At 61.2% G+C, this 22,696-nt stretch carries 20 protein-coding genes; 11 read left to right on the plus strand and 9 right to left on the minus strand.

What is annotated here, in order from left to right; translation table 11 throughout:
- Positions 1-3: 3 nt before the first annotated feature.
- The 4 genes from QA646_RS15285 to QA646_RS15300 all read right to left on the minus strand — a co-directional run bounded on the left by QA646_RS15285 (position 4) and on the right by QA646_RS15300 (position 4,427).
- The gene (locus tag QA646_RS15285; RefSeq protein WP_283056263.1) at positions 4-1,425 is read right to left on the minus strand and encodes an aminotransferase class III-fold pyridoxal phosphate-dependent enzyme; all 1,422 of its coding nucleotides are present in this window, start codon (positions 1,423-1,425) and stop codon (positions 4-6) included.
- Between the two features lie 20 nt (positions 1,426-1,445).
- Complete coding sequence (locus tag QA646_RS15290; protein ID WP_283056264.1) at positions 1,446-2,129, minus strand: MtnX-like HAD-IB family phosphatase; 684 nt, start codon at positions 2,127-2,129, stop codon at positions 1,446-1,448.
- Between the two features lie 265 nt (positions 2,130-2,394).
- Positions 2,395-3,774, minus strand: coding sequence for a HAMP domain-containing sensor histidine kinase (locus QA646_RS15295; protein WP_283056265.1), 1,380 nt, complete (start codon positions 3,772-3,774; stop codon positions 2,395-2,397).
- On the minus strand, positions 3,771-4,427 hold the full coding sequence (locus QA646_RS15300) for a response regulator transcription factor (protein WP_283056266.1): 657 nt from the start codon (positions 4,425-4,427) through the stop codon (positions 3,771-3,773). The genes QA646_RS15295 and QA646_RS15300 overlap by 4 nt, the downstream gene beginning before the upstream one ends.
- A gap of 236 nt (positions 4,428-4,663) precedes the next feature.
- On the opposite strand from QA646_RS15300, the gene QA646_RS15305 reads away from it, so the two are divergent.
- The gene (locus QA646_RS15305; protein ID WP_283056267.1) at positions 4,664-4,948 is read left to right on the plus strand and encodes a hypothetical protein; all 285 of its coding nucleotides are present in this window, start codon (positions 4,664-4,666) and stop codon (positions 4,946-4,948) included.
- Positions 4,949-5,114: 166 nt separating this feature from the next.
- On the opposite strand, the gene QA646_RS15310 is transcribed toward QA646_RS15305, so the two are convergent.
- The gene (locus tag QA646_RS15310) at positions 5,115-6,533 is read right to left on the minus strand and encodes a PLP-dependent aminotransferase family protein (protein WP_283056268.1); all 1,419 of its coding nucleotides are present in this window, start codon (positions 6,531-6,533) and stop codon (positions 5,115-5,117) included.
- A 106-nt stretch (positions 6,534-6,639) separates the two neighbouring features.
- Between QA646_RS15310 and QA646_RS15315 the strand changes: the two genes are divergently transcribed.
- The 4 genes from QA646_RS15315 (at position 6,640) to QA646_RS15330 (ending at position 10,370) form a co-directional block, all read left to right on the plus strand.
- On the plus strand, positions 6,640-7,503 hold the full coding sequence (locus tag QA646_RS15315) for a DMT family transporter (RefSeq protein ID WP_283056269.1): 864 nt from the start codon (positions 6,640-6,642) through the stop codon (positions 7,501-7,503).
- Between the two features lie 82 nt (positions 7,504-7,585).
- Positions 7,586-8,050 (plus strand): nuclear transport factor 2 family protein, encoded by a 465-nt coding sequence (locus tag QA646_RS15320; RefSeq protein ID WP_283056270.1) that lies wholly within the window; start codon positions 7,586-7,588, stop codon positions 8,048-8,050.
- A 10-nt stretch (positions 8,051-8,060) separates the two neighbouring features.
- The gene (locus tag QA646_RS15325) at positions 8,061-8,624 is read left to right on the plus strand and encodes a TetR/AcrR family transcriptional regulator (RefSeq protein WP_283056271.1); all 564 of its coding nucleotides are present in this window, start codon (positions 8,061-8,063) and stop codon (positions 8,622-8,624) included.
- A gap of 420 nt (positions 8,625-9,044) precedes the next feature.
- Complete coding sequence (locus tag QA646_RS15330; protein WP_283056272.1) at positions 9,045-10,370, plus strand: glucoamylase family protein; 1,326 nt, start codon at positions 9,045-9,047, stop codon at positions 10,368-10,370.
- Positions 10,371-10,376: 6 nt separating this feature from the next.
- On the opposite strand, the gene QA646_RS15335 is transcribed toward QA646_RS15330, so the two are convergent.
- The 3 genes from QA646_RS15335 to QA646_RS15345 form a co-directional block, all read right to left on the minus strand.
- Positions 10,377-11,366: an Ldh family oxidoreductase gene (locus tag QA646_RS15335; protein ID WP_283056273.1), complete on the minus strand. Its 990-nt coding sequence runs from the start codon at positions 11,364-11,366 to the stop codon at positions 10,377-10,379.
- An 88-nt stretch (positions 11,367-11,454) separates the two neighbouring features.
- The gene (locus QA646_RS15340; RefSeq protein ID WP_283058883.1) at positions 11,455-12,993 is read right to left on the minus strand and encodes an aldehyde dehydrogenase family protein; all 1,539 of its coding nucleotides are present in this window, start codon (positions 12,991-12,993) and stop codon (positions 11,455-11,457) included.
- A gap of 52 nt (positions 12,994-13,045) precedes the next feature.
- Entirely contained in the window at positions 13,046-14,329 is a 1,284-nt protein-coding gene (locus QA646_RS15345) for an FAD-binding oxidoreductase (RefSeq protein ID WP_283056274.1), read from the minus strand.
- 239 nt (positions 14,330-14,568) lie between these two features.
- Here QA646_RS15345 and QA646_RS15350 point away from each other — a divergent pair, with 239 nt between their 5' ends.
- Together QA646_RS15350 and QA646_RS15355 are read left to right on the plus strand one after the other, a co-directional pair.
- A complete protein-coding gene (locus QA646_RS15350; RefSeq protein WP_034522129.1) occupies positions 14,569-14,805 on the plus strand; it encodes an Lrp/AsnC ligand binding domain-containing protein in 237 nt (78 codons plus the stop codon).
- A gap of 221 nt (positions 14,806-15,026) precedes the next feature.
- A complete protein-coding gene (locus QA646_RS15355; RefSeq protein WP_283056275.1) occupies positions 15,027-16,229 on the plus strand; it encodes a glycosyltransferase family 4 protein in 1,203 nt (400 codons plus the stop codon).
- On the opposite strand, the gene QA646_RS15360 is transcribed toward QA646_RS15355, so the two are convergent.
- A complete protein-coding gene (locus QA646_RS15360) occupies positions 16,196-17,050 on the minus strand; it encodes a glycosyltransferase (protein WP_283056276.1) in 855 nt (284 codons plus the stop codon). The genes QA646_RS15355 and QA646_RS15360 overlap by 34 nt on opposite strands.
- A gap of 188 nt (positions 17,051-17,238) precedes the next feature.
- On the opposite strand from QA646_RS15360, the gene QA646_RS15365 reads away from it, so the two are divergent.
- The 4 genes from QA646_RS15365 to QA646_RS15380 all read left to right on the plus strand — a co-directional run bounded on the left by QA646_RS15365 (position 17,239) and on the right by QA646_RS15380 (position 22,690).
- Positions 17,239-18,753 carry a polysaccharide biosynthesis C-terminal domain-containing protein gene (locus QA646_RS15365; RefSeq protein WP_283056278.1) on the plus strand — a complete coding sequence of 505 codons (1,515 nt, stop codon included), beginning with the start codon at positions 17,239-17,241 and terminating at the stop codon, positions 18,751-18,753.
- 10 nt (positions 18,754-18,763) lie between these two features.
- A complete protein-coding gene (locus QA646_RS15370) occupies positions 18,764-20,554 on the plus strand; it encodes an alpha/beta hydrolase (RefSeq protein ID WP_283056279.1) in 1,791 nt (596 codons plus the stop codon).
- A 62-nt stretch (positions 20,555-20,616) separates the two neighbouring features.
- On the plus strand, positions 20,617-21,285 hold the full coding sequence (locus QA646_RS15375) for a response regulator (RefSeq protein WP_283056280.1): 669 nt from the start codon (positions 20,617-20,619) through the stop codon (positions 21,283-21,285).
- Positions 21,275-22,690 (plus strand): sensor histidine kinase, encoded by a 1,416-nt coding sequence (locus QA646_RS15380; protein WP_283056281.1) that lies wholly within the window; start codon positions 21,275-21,277, stop codon positions 22,688-22,690. The genes QA646_RS15375 and QA646_RS15380 overlap by 11 nt, the downstream gene beginning before the upstream one ends.
- Positions 22,691-22,696: the final 6 nt, after the last annotated feature.

Here is a 22,696-nt window from a genome sequence, read left to right on the forward strand (position 1 = left end):
GACTTATCTCCGGGCTGCGCGCGTGAGAAGCTGATCGAGCAGGGCAATCGCCAGATCGATCTCCTCACGGGTGATGAGCAGGTTCGGCGCGAAGGTGATGACGTTCTTGTGGTAGCCGCCGACATCGAGCACGAGGCCGTACATCTTGGAACCGACCTGAATGTCGCCCTTCATGCCCTCGTCGCAGAGCCAGTCCATCGTCGCCTTGTCCGGCGTATAGCTGTCGTCCTTGCAGATCTCCATCCGCAAGGCCAGTCCGAGACCGTCGACTTCGCCGACGATGGCATGGCGCTTCTGCAATTGTTTCAGCCCATCGAGGAAATAGGCGCCCTTGGCCATGATGGCCGCGCCGAAATCCTCCTCTTCCAACATCTTCATGGTTTCGAGAGCCACGGCGGTCCCCATCGGGTTGCTGGCGAAGGTGGAATGCGTCGAACCGGGCGGGAAGATCTCCGGGTTGATCATCTCTTCCCTAGCCCAGACGCCTGAAAGCGGATTGAGCCCGTTGGTGATCGCCTTGCCGAAGACGAGAGCATCGGGCGAAACGCCGAAATGCTCGATCGACCAGAGTTTGCCGGTGCGGTAGACGCCCATCTGGATTTCGTCGACGACGAGCAGGACGCCGTGATCGTCCAGTACCTTCTTCAATTCGATGAAGAAGTTCATGGGTGGAATTACGTAGCCGCCGGTGCCCTGGATCGGCTCGATATAGAAGGCGGCATATTCGGACTTGCCGGCCTTCGGATCCCAGACGCCGTTATATTCGCTCTCGAACAGGCGGGCGAATTTCTGAACGCAGTGATGCCCGTATTCTTCCTTCGACATGCCCTTCGGGCCGCGGAAGTGATAGGGGAATTCGACAAACTGCGCGCGATCGCCGAAATGGCCATAGCGGCGGCGGTAGCGATAGCTCGAGGTGATCGCTGAAGCGCCGAGGGTGCGGCCGTGATAACCGCCCTCGAAGGCGAACATCAGGCTCTTGCCGCCGGTGTAGTTGCGGACCAGCTTCAGCGAATCCTCGACGGCCTGCGAGCCGCCGACATTGAAATGGACGCGGCCCTTGTGGCCGAACTTGCTCTCGGCATCCTGGGCGATCATCGCCGCAAGCTCCACCTTTTCACGGTGCAGATATTGCGAGGCGACCTGCGGCAGCCGGTCGAGTTGACGGTGTGCGGCGGCGTTCAGGCGTTCGTTGCGATAGCCGAAATTGACGGCGGAATACCACATCTGCAGATCGAGGAACGGCGTCCCGGCCTGGTCGTAGACGTAAGAGCCTTCGCACTCCTCGAAGAATTTCGGCTTTGCCGTGTAGTGGACCGTATCGCCATGGGAGCAATAGGTTTCCTCGAGGATGCGCAACTCCGCCTCAGATTTGGCGTGCGACTCCATCTCGCCACTGAAGGCTTCGACTACATTGGTTTTCATTAAATGCCTCTTGATCTGTTTTATGCGATCTTGGATTGCAGCAGCGCACGGTGTCCGCGTGCGGCGGTGGGAAGAATGGCTTTCATTTTTGGAAGCAGGTCGACGAAGCTTTCGAAGCCGACATAGGGAATGCCCTGGTCCTCGCAGTAATCGGCGAGCTTGGCTTTTGCGAAGACCAGATCGACCTTGTCGGAAACACAGAAATCGCTTCGCCCATCGCCGATGTAGATCTGCAGTTCGGTACCCTTGACAACCCGGCATTTGCAGACGCCTGAACCGGACATGCATCCGGTTGCCGTGAGCGACGGAGAAAGAGAATACAATTCTCGGCCATGAGCGAAGCGATGGGTGAGGATGTTGGCGACTATCCGCAGGTTTTCGATGCCATGACGCGCCAGGATGTGGCGAATGAAATAATCGACACCGTCGCTGACGATCGTTACGGGCAAGTCGCTGCGGTTGCAGTATGACAGGAAGTCCTCGAAGCCGGGGTCGATGGACACCTCGTCCAGGAGAGCGTCGAGATCTTTCCGGCTCGCTTGCACGAGTGCGATCTGCCGGCGCATGCACTCGCCCGACCCGATCAATCCCCGCTTCCACTGCTGTTCTATGTCTTCCCATTCGGAACCGGCGAAACGGGACAACACCATATCCGTCGCGTCTTCGATGGATATGGTTCCATCAAAATCGCAAAACACCTGCATGAAAATATCCCTTCGCCTTATCCTGGGGTTGCGTTTAACAACGACGGATGAGCCAGGCATGAGGGCAGGATGATGCGAAAATGAAAAATGAAGCGGTATAAGAGTCCGTGAAAGCTGAACCGGCTATGAGAACCATGCGCTCGGATGAATGTGCTAATGCATGTCGCGCAAAAGTGTGCCGCGGTTTTGCGAGAACGACATGCAAAAACAAAGCGCTAAAGCGAGGGAGCGAATCTGAAAGATCGCGACGAGCTTTAGGGCAGCACTATTGGTTCTTGGGCAGCAGCAGGTCGACCCTCAAGCCCGTGCCCCAACGCGGCGTCGATAGCTGGATCGACGCTGCAAGCCGGTCGGCCGTATCGGCGACGATTGCCAGACCGAGACCCGCCCCTTCTGTGTGCAGCGTATTGAGCCGATAGAACCGCTGGAAGACCGCCGCCCGCTCATCGGGTGGAATGCCAGGCCCGCTGTCGCTGATCGATATCCGCCAAAGCGCGCTTTCGGAGGAGATCACAACTTCGATCTTGCCGCCGACCGGCGTGTACTTGATGGCATTGTCCAACAGGTTGCCGATCATCATGCGCAGCAGCGATTCGTCCGTTTTGACTTGCACCGCCTCGTCGCCATCCAGCAGGATATCGAGCTGCCGGCTGGTGATGATATTGCCGAATTCCGCCAGAACCGACGCCACCATATGATAGAGCGTCACCGGCGTCGGATTGAGGGGATGATGGCTTACCCTGGCAAGCCGCAACAATTGCTCGATCAGATGTATGGCGCGATTGTTGCTGGCCACGAGATCGGCGATGATCGTCTGCCTTTCCTGCTCGCTGTCGCTGTTGCCCAGCATCTGCAGCAACAGCTTCACGCTAGCCTGCGGGGTGCGCAATTGATGTGCCGCAAGATCGGAGAAACGCCGCTCGAGTGTCAGTGAGTGACCGAGTTTCTCGAGAAGCTGGTTGATCGAGCGGCCGAGCGGCAACAGGTCTCGCGGCAGACCCTGGACAGGAATGGCGGAGAGATCGTCGGGCGACCGTGTGCGGATTTGGCGTACCAGACCGTGGATCGTGCGCAAGCTGCTGTTGATGCCGAGCCAGATGAGAAAGCCGATGACAGGCACGAGCACGAGCAACGGAAAGAAGAGATTGAGCAGGATGTTGGAGACAAGCGTTTCCCGAAGAGCGATCTTCTCTCCGATCTCCATGACGATGGTCGTGTCCGGTATCGGAAGCGAATAGACCCGCCATTCCTCTCCCTTATAAGTGATCGTGGTGAAGCCGACCTTCTGCTGCGGCACGTCGGAGAGGAACGCGTTGCTGCTGTAGAAGCGAATACGACCGTCCACCCAGGCGCGAAACATGTGAGCATCGGCATAGTCATCGGCGTCCTCGTTGAAGGATAGCTGATTGTCCATGTTGAAGTCGATGTCATCGATCTTCTTCGGAGAACGGTCCGGCGATCGTTCCAGAGGGCGGCGCAGCAAGCTCCAGATAACGTTCGCGTCATCGATAAGCTGGGCATCGTAGATATTGTTGATCTCGCGCGTGGCGCTGTTGAACGCGAAGGCGCCAATCACCACGATCGTCACCACCACGACCGGCGCGATCCTGAAAAAGAGTTTGCGGGTTAGCGTGGAGTTGCTCATCGCTCGATCATGTAGCCGACGCCGCGGATCGATTTGATGAAATCCGTGCCGAGCTTCTTGCGCAGATTATAGATCGTCACCTCGATGGCGTTGCTTTCGACGGTGTTCTCGGCATCGTAGAGCGCATATTCGATATCGTTCTTGGTCACGTATCGGCCGCTGCGCTCCATCAGCAGCTTCAGCAGATGGAATTCCTTGGCGGTAGTATGAACCTGCGCGTTGCCCTTGCGGGCGACCATCGCCGACGGGTCGACCTCGACATCGCCGCATCGAATGAGGCTTTCGGTCCGCCCGTCGCGGCGGCGGATCAGGGCGCGCAGACGGGCCAGCAGCTCGTCGAGATCGAAGGGCTTGACCAGGTAATCATCGGCACCCTCGTCCAGGCCTTCAACTTTCTGCCGTACGGAATCGAGCGCTGTCAGCAGCAGAACTGGCACCGCATTGCCCCGGTGCCGAATGCCTCTCAGAACTTCCATGCCATTGAGCTGCGGCAGGTTGATATCGAGAATGACAGCCGCGAAATGCGAATGCTGCGCGGCTTCAAGACCGGACTCGCCGTCGCGCATCCAATCGACGCCATACGCATGCTTCTCCAAAGCCTTCTTGAGGGATGATCCAAGAATATTATCGTCTTCAACAAGCAGAACACGCACGGTCGATCTCATCTCGCCAAGAGGGATTGTGAAGCCGATTTGAACCGCAATTGAAGCGGCCTTGTGGCAGAGGTATAATGCGGTGTTGAGTTCAGCAAGACCTGCAAGAGCGTATCCGAGCTGCTTCACAGTGCCCGATTGTCTTTCCCATCCCTCCCCTGGCATTCGATCATCAGAGACGTTTGTTTTACATATTTTATCCATAGACTGAGAATGGAGCTGAGGAATGCAGGGACATGAAAACGCTCGCTCTTGCTGTTCCGTCGCTTATCTCGATCACCTTCGCCCTTTCCGTCACCGCCTTGGCTGCGAACACTGCAACCACAAGAAACAGCGATTCTGCCCCATGCGCTGCCATGGTGAATAGTATCAATGAGGGGTTGAAGACATCGGCGATCAGCGCCGCCGACAGAAAGAAGGCACGCGACCTGGTGGCCGAAGGCCTGAAGCGCTGCAAGGTCGGCGACTATTCCGGCGCCGACAGCCATTTCATCGATGCCTTGAAAATGCTGCACAAATGACGCACCCGGCGCTTCCGTCGGCCAGACCATCGTCGCCTGGGTTCTAATGCGTGTCGCGCAAAAGTGTGCAGCGGTTTTGCGAAAACGACATGCAAAAACAAGGAGCTCTAAAGCGTGGGAGCGAATCTGAAAGATCGCGACGAGCTTTAAGCAGGTAGGCTTCCGATCATCCGGACCCCAATCGCCGCATCGCCGCCGCCAGCACATCGAAAATGCGGGTATCCGTCGATTGCGCGACATTGAAACGGAGGAAATTGCTTGCCGTATCCCTCTGACTGAAGGCATTGCCGGGCGCGAGGATGATGCCTTCGGCAAGGCAGGCGCGGGCGACCTCGGCTGCATCAAGACCCTCCGGCAATCGGCACCAAAGGAACATGCCGGCCTGCGGCTTCAGCCAGGGCGTCATGCCGATTGCCTCCAAGCGGACGATGGTTTCGTTCATGGCCTTGGCAAGCCGGACCCGCAACGCCTCGATGTGCTTGCGATAACTTCCGTCCTTCAGGGCCGAGAACAGCAGCTCGGCCCCCAGTTGGCCGCCGCTGAAGTTGGTGGCGATCTTCAGATCGACAAGGCTGTCGATCCAGTCGCGCCGCGCCGCGATGAAGCCGCAGCGGATCGAGGCAGACAGCGTCTTTGAAAAGCTGCCGATATGGATCACCCGATCGAGCCCGTCATAAGCGGCAAGCCTTGGCGCCGGCACATGCTCGAAATCGGCAAAAATATCATCTTCGATGATGATCAGGTTGGAAGCATCCGCGAGCTTCAAGAGGCGATGCGCCGTCACCGGCGACAATATGGCACCGGTCGGATTGTGAACGGCGGAATTGGTGATGTAGAGGCGGGGAGCGTGTCTTTCGAGCGCCTCTGCGAACTGCTCGATATCCGGCCCCGTCGGCGTGAAGGGCACGCCGACGATATTGGCCCTATGCGCCCGCAAGAGAGCATGAAAATTGAAATAGCAGGGATCGTTGACCAGCACGGTATCGCCGGGTTCGAGCAGGAATCGGCAGAGAAGATCGATGGCCTGGGTGCCGGATTCCATAAGCATGACCTGATCGGGCGACGCGGCGATGCCGTGCTCGCCCATACGCCGGGCCAGAAGCTGCCGCAATGGCGGCAGGCCGAGCGGCGTTCCATAGTTGGTCAGAATGTCGCTGCCGCCGGTCCGCGCCAGGCTTCGCATCGCTCGACGCAGCGCCTCCTCCGGCATCCAGGAGGGTGGAAGCCAGCCGCAGCCGGGCTTCAGAACACTGTCATCCACCTCCAGCGATTGCCGCGAGATCCAGAGCGGATCGACATCGCGTTCGCGCCGGGGAGCGATCTCCGACAGGGAAAGCGGAGCGAGCGGCCCGCAGACGTAGAAACCCGAACCGGGCCGCGAGCGGATGACGCCCTCGGCCGCAAGCCGGTCATAGGCTTCGACGACGGTGGAAACGGATACCTGCATCGTCCTGGCGAAGCTGCGCACCGAGGGAAGCCGCGCCCCCGGCGCCAGGCTGCGCGCGGCGATACGATCCGCAATCGCCGCCATCACGCCCTCGATGCGTGTGCCGTTGGCCGCCTTCATGACGATGACATCGTTCATCCGTACTGCCCCTCATACCATAACAGTTTGCAAAAATTGTACTGCACCGTCTCTGGAATGACCAGCCGACTTCGCTGATACCGGGCAGCAAACTAGGAGCATCGGCATGGACAAGACGACAAGCGGCTGGATCTACGGAATGACGGGCGTGCTGATTTTCAGCGGCTCATTGCCGGCAACACGGGCGGCGGTCATGGATTTCGATCCCGTCTTCCTGACTGTCGCTCGCGCCGCGATCGCCGGCATCCTGGCGCTGTGCCTGCTGCTCGCCTTTCGGGAAAAACGGCCCGTTCGCAGCGATATCATCCCCCTTGCCGTGGTGGCATTGGGCTGCGTCGTCGGTTTTCCGCTGCTGACGGCGCTGGCGCTCAAGCACGTCACTTCGGCGCATTCGATCGTCTTCATCGGATTGCTGCCGCTGGCCACCGCCATATTCGGTGTCTTGCGCGGCGGCGAACGGCCACGGCCAGCCTTCTGGCTGTTTTCCGGTATCGGCAGCGCCATCGTCTGCGGTTATGCGCTCGCCCAAGGCATCTCCGCCTCGCCGGTCGGCGATCTGCTGATGCTGGCGGCAATCCTCGTTTGCGGGCTCGGCTATGCCGAGGGTGCAGTGCTGTCGCGCCGGCTGGGCGGTTGGCAGGTCATTTCCTGGGCACTGGTCCTGTCGCTGCCGGTCATGATCGCGCTTTGCCTGTTCACCATGCCGCAGGGGATCGGCGGCATCGGCGAACCGGCCTGGATCGGCCTGATCTATGTCTCGCTCTTCAGCATGCTGATCGGCTTCATCTTCTGGTACCGCGGATTGGCACAGGGCGGCATTGCCGCCGTCGGGCAATTGCAGTTGCTGCAACCCTTCTTCGGCCTGGCGCTCGCCGCCACCCTGCTGAAGGAAAGCGTCAGTTGGTCCATGCTTGCTGTGACCCTTGGCGTTGTCGGCTGTGTCGTGGGCGCAAAGAAATTCGCACGATAGGGACTCTTGAAGGCACTGACTGTCCTTGCCCTTCTAAACCGATCGGTCTAGTGTGGCTGCATCGGTTTAGAAGGAGCAAGTCATGGCAACCGCACTCGTGCCGCCGTTCACCCGCGAAACCGCTATTGCCAAGGTCCGCCTGGCTGAAGACGGCTGGAACAGCCGCGATCCGGAGCGCGTCTCGAAGGTCTATACCGAAGACAGCCAGTGGCGGAATCGCGCCGAATTTCCGCGCGGCCGCAAGGAAATCATCGAATTCCTCACCCGCAAATGGGCCAGGGAGTTGGACTATCGGCTGATCAAGGAGCTATGGGCTTTCGACGGCAATCGCATCGCCGTGCGTTTCGCCTATGAATGGCGCGACGACAGCGGCCATTGGTTTCGCTCCTACGGCAACGAAAACTGGGAATTCGACGCTGACGGCCTGATGCAGCGCCGCTTCGCCTCAATCAACGATATGCCGATCAAGGAAGAGGATCGGAAATTCCATTGGCCGCTCGGCCGCCGTCCTGACGACCATCCGGGGCTCTCCGATCTCGGGCTCTAAGAGAAAGACGATGACCCGCACCGTCTTCGAAAAATCGGACGCCATAACCCTCGTCGCCGAAGTCTTTCGCGAACTCGGCTATGAGGGTGCGTCGATGAGCAACATCACGGCGCGCACCAAACTGTCGAAGGGCAGCCTCTATCATTTCTTCCCTGGCGGAAAAGAAGAGATGGCGGCGGAGATCATGGCCAATATCGACGCCTGGTTCGTTAACGAGATGTTCAAACCGCTCGAAGAGGATGAACCACACACCGCCATCGCCCGCATGTGGGAAACGACAGACATTTATTTCCGCTCCGGCCGCCGCATCTGCCTTATCGGCGCCTTCGCCCTCGACGAAACGCGCGACCGTTTCGCGGGCACGATCCAGGCCTATTTCAACCGATGGATTGAAGCGCTTGCCGGCGCTTTAATGAGAGCGGGCGTTAAGACGGGAGAAGCAGATGCGCTCGCCGAAGAAGCGGTTGTCGGCATCCAGGGCGCGCTGACGCTTGCGAGAGCGCTCGGCGACGATGGGATTTTCGGACGGACGCTTCAAAGACTGAGGGAGCGGATGGAAGCCAGGTTGACGTGAGTCGTGTGCCGGATCTAAGGCTTGGCCGGCGCTGCGCGATGCCATCCTCGCCGCATGTCAGGCGCTCCTTGCCGCCATCCAGGGCCGTTCACGCGACATAGTGGCACCGCCTCTGCAGGCGACAGCCCTCTGGTCACTCGTGCACGGCTTCGCTATGCTCTGGGTCGAAAGACGCCTGGACCGCATAATCGATTCCCGGCGATGAAATGACGGATAGTTTGCTGGACGCGGTGCTCGCGGCCATCCGTCTTGTCGATGATTGAGCTTTCTGAAGGCAGCCGCCTATTGGTACATCCGGCGGCGCTTCCATCTTAAACAATCGTCCACAAAAGCGTGGCAGCATCAATCATCTTTGATTTGCAACTGTCCGAGCTCCTATGCTCAGCAGAAACGGGGGGCGTCGAGGAGATGGATCAGACTATGCTGCAACAGACCAACGAAACCGACGATGCGCTGATCGATCGCCTCCAACGTTCGGCCTTCGACTATTTCATGCTCTATACCAATCCGGAAAATGGGCTGGTGGCGGATACCTCGATCAAGACGAGCCACTGCAGTATCGCCGCCGTCGGCTTCGCGCTGTCGAGCTATCCCGTCGCTGTCGAACGCGGTTGGATCAGCCGCGCGGATGCGGCGGAGCGCGTGTTGACAACGCTCAATTTCTTTGCCGAAAGCCAGCAGGGCGAAGAGCGAGGCGCCACCGGTCATCGCGGCTTCTATTATCACTTCCTCTACATGGCGACCGGTAAACGCGCCTGGAACAGCGAACTTTCGACCATCGATACCGGCCTTTTCCTGATCGGTGTATTGACGGCGGCCGCCTATTTCGACGGACCTGATCAAAACGAAGAGGACATTCGTACGCAGGCGCAGTTTCTTTATGAGCGCTGCGATTGGAATTGGGCACTGAACAAGGGCAAGACGATCAGCATGGGCTGGAAGCCGAGCAGCGGCTTCCTGCGCTGGCGTTATCAGGGCTATGACGAGGCGATCTTTCTTTATGTGCTGGCACTCGCTTCGCCCACCCATGCCGTGCCGTCATCGAGCTACGACGCCTTCGCCTCGACCTATACCTGGATGATGTTCAAGGAGACGCCCTACCTCTATGCCGGGCCGCTGTTCATCCATCTTTTCTCGCATGCCTGGATCGATTTTCGCGGCATCGCCGACAGGCATGTGGCCGACAAGGACACGGACTATTTCCGCAATACCCAGACGGCCATCGCCGTTCAGCGCGATTACACCGACCGCAACCCCGGCCACTTCATCGGCTATGCCAAGGACATCTGGGGGCTCTCAGCCTGCGACGGCCCGAATCCTACCGGCACCAAACACAGCCGGCGTTACAGCCCGAAAGTTCTCGGCTATGCCGCCCGCGGCGCGCCGCTCGGTCCCGACGACGGCACGATCGCACCCTGGGGGCCACTATCCTGCCTGCCGTTCGACCGCAAAGCCGCGCTCGATGGCACCAAGGCCCTGCTTGCCACCTATCCGAACCTGTTGCTGGACGGCCGCTTTCCCGGCGGCTTCAACCCGAGCGTCAGAGGCCCCGGCCCGGAAGGCTGGGTCGACGATCGTTCGGTTGCCATCGACCAGGGCCTGCTCGTCATGATGATCGAAAACGAGCGCACCGGACTGATCTGGAACCTGATGCGGCAATCGCCGATCCTGCGCCGCGGCCTGGAACGCGCCGGCTTCACCGGCGGCTGGCTGGACGAAAAGCAGGCAGCACCGGCGATCGCCTGATCCATCTCAAAGTTTCTGGATTGCGGCGATCACGTCGTCCTCAACCAGAATCCCATTGGCGATTGCCGCGCGCCGCGCCGTCTGCCCACGCCGACCCGGCAGGCGGACATTGGGATCTTGGGTGATCTCGCTTGCCAGCAATGCCAGCCGCTGCGCCGTATCGACAGTGCTCGTCGCTACCGGATTGATCGCGATGATCATGTGGCCGAGCGCCGGAGGCGCACCCTGATCATCGAAAAGCGAAGAGGATTCGAAGGAATAATTTGCGCCTGTCAGGCCGGCCGCCAGTATTTCGACCATGAGGGCAAGCGCCGCTCCCTTCGAGTCGCCAGCGGGAATCATCGTTCCCGCCAAGGCCTCTTCGGCATCGGTCGTCGGCCTGCCATCGCGGTCGAAGGCCCAATCGGGCGGGATCGGCACCCCTTTCTGCCGGGCGGCCATGACCTTGCCGCGCGCTACTTTCGAAAGCGCCAGATCGATCACGATCGGCTCATCATCGGGAAGCGGCGCGGCGAAGGCGATCGGGTTGGTGCCGAAGACAGGTCTTTTGCCGCCCCAGGGCGCCATGGCGGCCGGCGCATTGGCGACCATCAGTGCCACCAGCCCCTGATCGGCAAAGCGCTCCACGGTCAGGCCCATGACGCCGGCATGATGCGAGCGGCTGATGGCCGCGAGCGCAATCCCCTGCTCTCGAGCGATAACGGAAAGCTCGGCAACGGCAAGGTCGAGCGCCGGATAGGCGTAGCCGTTGCCGGCGTCGATGCGCAGCACGGCAGGATAGGGCCGAACGAGCTGCGGCTTGGCAAAGCCGTCCGTCTTGCCGATCTTCGCATGCGAGGCATAGGCAGGCACCCGGCGCAGACCATGTCCGCTTTGCCCGGCCGCCTCCGCCGCCACGAGGGCGACGGCCACCGAACGGGCGTTTTCCGGACTGACCTGATTTCGCCGCAGCGCCTCCGCAACCAGCGTTTCGGCTTCGGCGAGCGACAGATGCATGATGAGAACCTTGGTACGATGAAGGAGGGCAAAGGCGATCCTACGCCCACGCCCTCCTCATCGCAACGCGACGATTACCAGGCTCGCCTTACTCGACGTCGAACTTGACGCCCTGTGCCAACGGCAATGTCCTGCCGTAATTGATGGTGTTGGTCGCCCGGCGCATATATGCCTTCCAGGCATCGGAGCCGGACTCGCGGCCGCCGCCGGTCTCCTTCTCGCCGCCGAAGGCACCGCCGATTTCAGCGCCGGAAGGGCCGAGATTGACATTGGCGATACCGCAATCCGAGCCGCGCGCCGAAACGAAGGCCTCCGCCTCGCGCATGTCATTGGTGAAGATCGACGACGAAAGGCCCTGCGGTACCGCGTTGTGCAGCGCCAATACCTCGTCGAAATCGCTGTATTTCATCACGTATAGGATCGGCGCGAAGGTTTCATGCTCGACCGGTCCGGTCTGCGCGGGCATCTCGACCAGGGCGGGACGGACGTAGAAAGCATCGGCCGTGCCGTTTTCGACGCGCTCGCCGCCGGTCACCTTGCCACCGGCCGATTGCGCCTCACCAAGAGCCGCCTGCATCTTGTCGAAAGCCTGCTTGTCGATCAGCGGGCCGACCAGCGTGCCCCTTTCCAGCGGATTGCCGATGGTGACCGAGCTGTAGGCCTTCTGCAGACGCGGCACGAGCTGATCGTAGACGCTTTCATGCACGAAGAGGCGGCGCAGCGTCGTGCAACGCTGGCCGGCGGTGCCCATGGCGGAAAAGGCGACGCCACGCAGCGTCAGGTCGAGATCGGCCGTGGGGCAGACGATCGCGGCATTGTTGCCGCCGAGTTCGAGGATGGCACGGGCGAAGCGGTTGGCAAGACGCGGGCCGACGGCGCGGCCCATGGCCGTCGAGCCGGTCGCCGAAACCAGCGGGATCTTCGGGTGATCCACCAGCACTTCGCCGACCTCGCGGCCACCGATGATCAGGGTCGAGAGATTGGCCGGCGCCTCGCCGCCCTTGGCGACATAGCGCTTCAGTGCTTTTTCGAACAGAGCTTGCACCGCAAGCGCCGTCAGCGGCGTCTTTTCCGACGGCTTCCAGACGGTGGAATTGCCGCAGACGATGGCGAGCGCCGCATTCCAGGACCAAACGGCGACGGGGAAGTTGAAGGCGGAGATGATGCCGATCGGCCCCAGCGGATGCCAGCTTTCCATCATCCGGTGTTCCGAGCGCTCGGTGGCAATGGTCAGGCCATAGAGCTGGCGCGATAGGCCGACCGCGAAATCGCAGATATCGATCATCTCCTGTACTTCGCCGAGGCCCTCGGAGGTGATCTTGCCGACTTCGATCGAGACGAGGCGGCCGAGCGCCGCTTTGCCGGCGCGCAACTCTTCGCCGAGCAGGCGGATCAGCTCTCCGCGCTTCGGTGCCGGCACCGCGCGCCAGGAGAGAAATGCTTCATGCGCCTTGTCGATCGCAGCCTTCGCTTCAGCAGCCGAATGCTCCTTGAGCCGACCGATTTCAGCACCTGTTACGGGTGAGGTGACGGCAAGTGTTCCGCCCATATAGCGATCGGCGGCAACGCCAAGTTCGGTCAGGATTGCCTTGGTCTCGGTGGCGAGATCGAGTGTGGCGGTCATGATTGTCTCCTCTTCTTTTTATGTTTCGGAAGGCAAGGCCGGCGAAGACCCCACCTCAAAACCGTACCCCAACAAAATGCGCGGCCTGGGCACCGGCTTCGTACCACATTTCCTTCAGCGCTCGAAAGCCGGGCTCACGGGGATCGGTCAGCGGCAACGGCAAGTCTGCTTCGGAGACCCGGCCGAGAACATGGTCGGCCAATATTTTCCCGAACACCGTGCCCGGCGCGATGCCGCGGCCATTATAGCCGGAAAAGCCGACGACATTCGGCGCGAACCTGTGAAAGCGCGGCAGGGCATTGTCGGTCATGCCGATCTTGCCGTACCACTCGCTTTCAAAGGCAATGTCTCCGAGCTGCGGAAACAGCTTCTTCAGCGAACGTCGCGCCCAGTCCTTGTGGATGGCCAGCCCGGTGTTGCGCAATGCGCCGACGCTGCCGAAGACAAGGCGGCCGGCCTGATCCATGCGGAAGGACGACAGGATCTCCTTCGTATCCCACGCCCCCTCGCGCCCGGGCAGAACCGATTTGCGCAGGTTATCGCCAAGCGGCACGGTGGCGAAATTGAAATAAGGCAGGTGCACCTGCTCATTGCGCACCTGTTCCCAGGGGCCGGTGCTATAGGCATCCGTCGCGACGATAATCCAATCCGCCGTGACAGTGCCGCCGCCAGTCCTGACGATCCACCGTCCGCTGTTCTTCTCCGTCGCCGTCACGCGGCTGCCGGTGTGAATGACAACGCCGGCCTTGGCCGCCGCATGTGCCAGACCGCGGACATAGGCCAGCGGCTGCAACGTGCCGGCGCGCATATCGAGCAGCGCCCCCGTATAAGCAGAACTTCCCACCCGCCGCGCCGTCTCGTGAGCATCCAGCACGGTGACCGGAGCACCCCGCTTGCCCCATTGACGGGCACGCTCCTCGATCTCCTTCAGCCCCTCGGGGCCGACGGCGCAATGCAGCGTGCCGTTCCGCTCTAGCTCGCAGCCGATACCATGTTTCTCGATCAGCGCCATCACCAGCTTCGGGGCATCACCCAGAAGCTCCAGCAGCCGTTCGCCATGGACAGGGCCGAGCACGCCGGGCAGGTCGTCGGGCATGACCCACATGCCGGCATTGATCAGGCCGACATTGCGCCCCGCGCCGCCAAAGCCGATTTCATTGGCCTCCAGCAGCGCGACCTTGGTTCCGGCTTCCGCCAGATGCAGTGCCGAGGAGAGTCCCGTATAACCGCCGCCGACCACTACCACATCGGCCGAAACATCGCCGACAAGCGGCTCGGTCGCAGGCGGCGGCGGAGCGGTCTTTTCCCAAAGTCCGTGAGAGCGAGGGTCATTCAGCATCGAGTCGATCCAATTATCTAAAAGAATCCGGCCAATCTAGCGCCACCTCCCGACTTGCGGAAGCAGGAACAACGACATCCGGTGGATAGAGAAAAACTTGCATGGCCACGCCGCTTTCGACCATTATAGAGCAAAGTGCCGGCCGCCATCGCGGCCGCGACAGAATCAAGACAGCCGCCATCGCCGCGACAGAGTCAAGACAGCCGCCATCGCGGCCGCGGCAGAACCAGGACAATCTCATGAAGCCCATTTTCGTTCAGCTCCAATGCGCCCCCGGCAAGACCTACGAGGTCGCCGATGCGATCTACCAGACGGAGCTGGTCTCGGAGCTCTATTCCACCAGCGGCGACTATGACCTGCTGCTGAAGGTCTACATCAAGGACGAGCAGGACATCGGCAAGTTCATCAACGACAACATCGCCAATATCCCCGGCATCGTCCGCTCGCTGACCACATTGACGTTCCGGGCGTTCTGAGAGGTCCGGTTGGGTAGAGCGACGGGCCATGCACAACCCCAACCTTCCCTAACGGAACGCTCCGATATTAACCCTCTTGCTTGAAACGCCGCGGCCCCTCCTCCGCAATTAAACTCTTTTTAACCGGCAAGATGATGTGCTTTGCGCGCTGATCAAGAGACGGCGCTTTCGTGCGCCTGATCGCCGCGGTTTTGCGCGGCTTAGGGATCGAGGGCGGGTCAATGACATCGGCTATTTCGGATATTCAGGCGCAGAAGGCCGCAGGACCGCTGATCGTGCATGTCGTACGCCAGTTCCTGCCCAACAAAGGCGGGCTGGAGGATGTGGTCGCCAATCTCTGCCGGCAGTTGATCGGCCGCGGCTATCGTGTACGGGTCGTCACCTGCAACAGCCTGTTCTCCGATCCCGGCCGAGAGCTGGCACCGGCCGAAACGATCGACGATATCGAGATCGTCCGCATCCCCTGGTCCGGCTCTAGCCGCTATCCCTTGGCGCCGCAGGTATTCAAGCACATCGCCGATGCCGATCTCATTCACGTCCATGCCGTCGACTTCTTCTTCGACGCGCTCGCCTGGGGCAAGCTGTTCCATGGCCGTCCGATGGTTGCCACCACCCATGGCGGCTTCTTCCATACGCCGAAATATGCCGCCATCAAGAAACTCTGGTTCAACACTGCAACCCGGCTTTCCGCCCTTGCCTATGCCGAGCTCATCTGCTGCAGCCTGTCGGACGAGCGGCTGTTTTCCAGCATCGCCGGCAGCCGCACTCGCTTGATCGAAAACGGCGCCGATGTCGGCAAATTCGCCAATTGCGCCGCGCTCGAAGCGCGCCGCCGCATCGTCACCATCGGCCGTTTCTCGGTCAACAAGCGGCTGGACCGCATGCTTGATGTCATGAAGGTGCTTGCGGCCCGCGATCCGGATTGGCATCTTGACATTATCGGCGCTGTCTCGGATTTCGACCAGCCGACGCTGGAGAACGAAATCGCCGCCCGCGATCTCGGTCGCCATGTATCGCTGCATGTGTCGATCGACAATGGCGCCATCCGCAACATCATCGCCCGCGCTTCGCTTTTCGCCTCGGCCTCCGAATATGAGGGCTTCGGCCTGGTGGCGATCGAGGCGATGAGCGCCGGCCTGCTACCCGTGCTGCACACGAACGACGCCTATAAGGGGCTGGCCGAAACCCATCCGACGCTAATGCTGTCCGATTTTTCCAATCCGGAAACCGCTGCCGACGCCCTGGCCGCCGCTTTCGAACGCTTAGGTGCCGAAGGCCTCGGCCTCAGGGAAGAACTCATTCATGATGCCCGCGCCTACGCGTGGGATGAGGTCGCGCAGCGCTATATCGACGTCTATACCGAAGCCATGACGCCGCGCGGCGAACGCCATCAGCCCCTGCCCCATCGCGGCCAGGTCGCATAACCTTCCAGAATGCCCATCAGCCAGGCGCGCTTGTAACGCGCCGTATCGGCTCTGCATCGCACCAGCGCCGCCAGCCAACTGGCGACCGGCCGGCACAGGCGATAACAGACATAGGCCAGCGGAAAGCGCTGCTTGCGCATCAACGCACCGAAGCCGCGGCCATATTTGCGCGCCCGCTCGACCTGCCGCGGACCGTATTCGCTGGTGACCTGATCGTGATGGACGATCAGTTCGGGAAAGAACATCAGCCGCTTGCCGGCAGCAAGCGCGCGCAGGAGAAAATCCGCCTCCTCACCGCTCTGGAACGGCGAGTCCGACCCAACCCCGAGATTCTCATCGAAACCGCCGATATCTGACAGCGCTGCACGGCGCACGAAGATGCTGTTGGAATTGCCGCACTTCAGATAGTTCCAGCGCGTTACCGCAAGCGGCGTTTCGCCCGTCGGGCTGACGGAGGCCAAACCGCCGATATCGAGCGTGCGGCCGGTGACGATGGCAAGCTCGGGATGCTCGGCAAACAGCCGCTCCGCCGTCGCCAGCGTATCGGGCTCATACCAGCAATCATCATCGGGAAAGCAGACATAATCGCCCTTTGCCGCCGCCATTCCATTGTTGCGTGCCCGCGAAAGTCCCTTGGCCGAGCGGATATGTCGGATGAGGAAGAAGGGTGAAAAGCGTCCGATCAGCTCCAACAGCCGATCGTCCGGATTTTGGTCGACAAGGATCACCTCGAAATCCCTGTGACGCTGATTCATCAGCGACAGGAACAGCCTTTCCAATTGGTCGAAGCGGTCAATCGTACAGACGACGAGACTGAACAAGGAAGACCCTCCGGACAAATGGCAGGCCAGCCAATATCGGGATATCGCATATTAGCTGAAGTAAAAATGAACGTTACATTAGGAATAGACGGTAAATATTAAGGCATATGAAATACAGCAGACGCTATTCCATGAAAAGCCGTGCGTTTGCGGCCACTTTCTGCGACCTGGGGGAAACGGTAATCTTCATGACGAAGAGCATCATGGCGAATTCAGCGTTGAACGCGGCCGCAGGGCTGACCCTGCTCGCGACCGGTTTTGCCTGTTCGATCATCGCAGCCCGCCTGCTTGGCCCGGAGGCCAACGGCATCATTGCCTTTTCGCTCTGGTTGACGACGACGGGTGCGCTCGTTGCCGAACTTGGCACCGGGATTACGCTGCTCCGCATCCTGCCGCAACTGAAGGTCCAGGGCTATTCCACGGAGGAGCGGCGCGGCTTTGCAGCCTATCTGCTCCATCCGACGATCCTGTCGACTCTGATCCTGCTTGCCGGCTATTCTGCCTATTATTGGGAAGCGGAACGGATGCATTGGGCAAACGACGCATCGTCCGTCATCGTCATCACCGGTGCGTTTTTCGTCCTCCAGTCGCTCGGCGCCTACAGCAAGAACTACCTGGTCGGCGAACAACAGCTCGGCGCTTTCTTCCGCATGACCCTGACAAGCTCGGTGCTGCAGCTCGCAACCGTGCTCCTTGGCGCCATCTTCTTCGGCGTCAGCGGCGCCCTTGCCGGCTATGCCATCGGTCAGCTCCCGATGTTCGTATCGAGCCTGAAGATTGCAGTCGCGCGCCGAAACGATTGCGGTGTCGGCCTTAACTATCTCGTCCGTTCCTCACTCATTCTCTCGGCCGAATTCATCAACAGCTCGATCTTCCTGAACCGCATCGAGCTGGTTTTTCTGCAGCATTATTGGGGCATCCAGGCAGTCGGCTTCTATGCCGTCGGCCTGTCGCTCGCCAATCTGGCCCTGCAGCTTCCGGTACAATTGAGCGGCAGCCTGCTGCCCTATTACTCCGAGCAGATGCATTCGCAGGCATCTGGCAAGCTGCCGGTCCATGTCTTCGAAGGTGTGGCGCGCGCCATTTCCTATATTACCCTGCCGATGAGCTTCGGCCTTGCAGCGATCGCCCCCGAGCTGGTGGTGACGATCTTCGGCAAGCCGTTCGGGCCCAGCGGCGGCATGGTGGCACTGCTGTCGCTGACGGCGGCTCCCTACGTTTTCATGCAGATCTGCACGCAATATCTCTATTCCATCGACCGCATTCGCGAGCGCACTATCATTGGCGGTGTCGCCAGCGCCATCATGGTCGTCGGTTGCTTTATCGCTGTGCCCTTGTACGGCGGCGAGGGTGGTGCCCTGGTGCGGCTGCTTGCCTTCACTGCCATGTGCGTGCTGATGGTGCGCCGCATGGAATTCGAAGGCTCGATGCACAGCATGTTCGTCAGCCTTGCCAAGGTGACGGGCGCATCCGCGCTCTGTGCCGCCGCCGCCTATGGATTCGTTCATGTGCTGCCCGGTATTCCAGGCCTCGCCAGCGCCATCATCGCCGGCATTCTGGTTTACGGCCTGGCGCTCCGGCTGCTGAACGCCGTACCGCCGGAGGATATTGCGGTACTGCAACAAATTGCTGCGCGTCTGCCCCGGCGCGCCCATCCGATTGCCGTTCACGCGCTGGCATGGCTGGCGCCGCGCCGAATTTGAGGAGAATGCCATGGCTGCGTTGGGAGCCGCCGAATACCAGGGCCCGCTTAAGGAGATCACCGCAGCCGCCATGCCTGTGACCTTCTCCGGAACTGTCGGCCTGTTTACGCCCGCTGTCGCGCCGACGAGCCAGACGGCCGTATTGTTCCTCAGCCCCTGGGGCTTCGAGGAGATGTGCACCCGCAAATTCTGGCGCATCCTCGCCGAAGACCTTGCCAAGACAGGCATCGCCAGCCTCCGCTTCGACTATGCCGGCACGGGCGACGCGCTCGACGTTGACGATCCAGGCGAAGGGTTGGCGCTCTGGGAAGATACGGCGCGCGATGCTGCCGCCATGCTCCGATCGCTTTCCGGCTGTGAGCGGCTGATTCTGGTGAGCCAAGGGCTCGGAAGCGTGGTCGCCCTGGATATTGCCGGGCAGCTCACCGCCGTCGACGGCATCGCCCTGCTGGCCCCGACCATTTCCGGCCGCGCCTATCTGCGCGAATTGACCGTGTGGTCGAAGATGATCGACGAGGGCATGGGGCTCACCGAAGCGCAGCGCCGGACCGAGGGCGTCACCATCGCCAGCTTGCAGATGCCTGATACAGTCGCCGCCGCGGTCAAGAAACTCAACCTGATGACGCTTGCCCATGTCGGCGTGCCGGATTGCCTCGTCCTGACGCGACCCGGCCGCCCCGGCGATGCCGATTTTGCTGCCCATCTCGAAACCCTCGGCCCGCGTGTCGAACGCGCTGCCTATGAGGGTTATGACGAGCTGGTGTCGAACCCGACCATCGCCACCATGCCGCTCGAAGCCGGCCGGAAAATTCTGGATTGGGCGCGGTCGATCGCGACGGAATCCGCGACGGCATCGCGCAGAATTCTCCGCACGCCCCGCGCCGAAGCGCTTGAGGGCGACGGTTTTCGCGAGACGCCGCTGCGTTTCGGCGAGGGTGATCGCCTCTTCGGCACTCTCTGCGAACCCGCAGGCGTCCGCACGGGTGCGACGGCATTGCTCTTGACGACAGCCTATGACCGCCATGCGGGCTGGGGCCGAATGTCGGTGACCATGGCCCGGGCACTCGCCCGGGACGGCATCCCCTCGTTGCGTTTCGATACCGCCAACGTCGCCGACAGCCCGCCGCTTCCAGACGCGCAGGAGCAGGTGCTCTATTCCCGCGACCAGCAGCAGGACGTCCGCGCCGCACTGGACTTTCTGGAGACCCGGAAGCTGCTGCCCGCCTTTGCCGTCGGCCGCTGCAGCGGTGGCTATCTCGCTTTTCAAAGCACTATCCACGATAGCAGGTGCAGCGGCCTGATCGCGGTCAATCCCTACGCTTTCTTCTGGGACGAAACCCAGCCAGTGGACGAAGCCCTGCGTTTCGTTCCGCGTTCGCTCGAGACCTACGGCCAGAAATTACTGCAATTCGAGACGTTGAAGCGGCTCTATAGCGGCCAGATCGACGCAAAAAGTGCGGCGCGCAACATCGTCGTGGCATTGGCGCGCCGTGCCGTCCGTCTCGGTCGTCCCCTGCTCGGTGTTCTTCCCTTCTTCGCCGGAGAGCACGAAACCGTCATCAACGGCTTCCGCACGCTGACCAAACGCCAGGTCGATATTTCTCTGATCTATAGCGCCTATGACATCGGTCTGGATCATTTTCGCGAACACTTCGGGGAGGACGCAGCCGGCCTGAAGAATTTCCCCGACATCCGCCTCACCATCATCCCCGACGCCGACCATAATTTGACGCCGCCCTATGCGCGAAAGGTGTATTTGCGCGAGGTGAGAGAGATGGGATTGAGACTGGGAAGGCGCTGAAACAGGCCGAAAGCTTTCCCGGAAACGCTCGCAATATCCGGCACTTGCTGTATAGTTGCTCCATGAGGCTCCTGATCGTCGAAGACAACCGCGAACTGGCGTCCTGGCTCGGCAAGGCGCTGCGTCAGGCACAATATGCCGTCGACATCGCCTACGATGGCGAGGATGCCGAACATATGTTGAAAGTGGCGGGCTATTCGGTCGTCATCCTTGATCTGTCACTTCCGAAAATCGACGGATTGACGCTGCTGAAGCGGTTACGCCAGGGCGGCAACAAGGTGCCGGTCATCATCCTGACGGCCAATGCCAGCCTCGACGGCCGCGTTGCCGGGCTCGACAGCGGCGCCGACGACTATCTCGCCAAACCCTTCGAAATCGCCGAGCTGGAAGCCCGCATCCGCGCGGTCGTCCGCCGCGGCCATGACCGCGCCGCACCCGAAATCGCCGTGGGCGACCTGCTCTTTGACGGCGGCACGCGGCAGTTCTTTCTCGGCGGCGAAACCCTGGCGCTCACGCCGCGCGAACATGCCGTGCTCGAACATCTCGTCATGAAGGTCGGCACGACGGTCACCAAGGCCGCGCTATCCGAAAGCGTCTTCGGCTTCGACGATCTCGCCGACACCAGCGCCATCGAAATCTACGTGCACCGTGTCCGCAAGAAACTCGAAGGCAGCGCCGTGCAGATCGCGACGCTGCGCGGCCTGGGTTACCTCCTTCGCCATGCGCAATGACGAAAGCCGCCCACGCAAAGGACGTCTGCGCCGCGCCGTCGCAGGGCTGACCTCCAGCCTGCGGGCGCAACTCTTTGCCTGGGTGGTACTGACGCTGATCGGGGCGATCTGCATCAATCTCTATCTCAGTTTCCGCTCGGCGAATGCCACCGCGGACCTCGTCACCGACCACACGCTGCTTGCTTCGGCCCGCGTTATCGCCGAGGCCGTGCATGTCGATGCAAACGGCACTGTGCAGGTCGATATCCCACCCGCCGCGCTGGAGATGTTCGATACGGGTTATGGCGATCGTGTCTTCTACCAGGTGGTGACCGCCTGGGGGAACCTCGTCTCCGGCTATCCCGATCTGCCGCAGCCGAAGAAACAGCAGGTCGGCGAAGACACGGCATTTCGCACCGATCAGGTTCGGCTGATGATGCTGAATCATCCGATCGTAGGCCTCGGCGAAGACAGTACGATCTCCGTCACCGTCGCCGTCACCCACAAGAGCCAGTACGCCATGCGCCGCAGGCTGTGGCTCTCGGATTTCACCAAACAGCTCGTGCTAGTGCTGCTCGCCGGCATGGTGACCATTATCGGGCTGCAGCGCGGTCTCGCGCCGGTGCTGCGGCTACGCGATGCGGTGCGCGAACGCGGCCGTCAGCGGCTGGATCCGCTGGAAGCGGACATGGTGCAGAGCGAGCTTCGTCCCCTGGTTCATGCCCTCAACGATCACATGGAGCGAGTGCAGAACCAGATGGCGGCGCAGCGCCGCTTCGTCTCCAACGCCGCCCACCAGTTGCGCACGCCGCTCGCGCTGATCTCGACGCAGGCGAGCGTGGCGGCGCGCGAGGACGATAATGCCAGGCGCGACGAGGCGCTGACGGCCCTGCGCTCGAGTACGAGGCAGGTGACGCGACTGGCAAGCCAGCTTCTCACCCTGTCGCGGGCCGAACCCGGCAGCCGCCGGCCACGCAATGACACGATCGATCTCGTCGCCACCGCCCGGCAAGTCCTGGAGACCCTGGCGGAGGAAGCCCTGAGGCGGAATATAGACCTTGGACTGGAGGCCGATTGCGCGTCGGTCCAGGTCGAAGGCGACGGCACCATGCTGCGCGAGATGCTGGTCAATCTCGTCGACAACGCCCTGCGTTATACCCTCGCGAATGGCAGGGTGACGGTCGGCGTCCGACGCGACGGCAGTGAAGCCGTGCTCTGGGTGGAGGACAATGGTCCGGGTATCCCCGAGGCCGAGCGCGGCCAGGTGTTCGAGCGCTTCTATCGCATCATCGGCACCGAGCCGGAGGGTAGCGGCCTCGGGCTCGCCATCGTCCGCGAAGTCGTCGACGGCGCCGGCGGTACTGTCACGCTCGGCGATGCGACCGGCGGCGGCCTCCTGGTGACGGTAAGGCTGCCGGCGGTTTGATCGCTT

Origin of the sequence: Rhizobium sp. CB3090, from assembly GCF_029714285.1 — a bacterium.
Lineage (GTDB): Bacteria > Pseudomonadota > Alphaproteobacteria > Rhizobiales > Rhizobiaceae > Rhizobium.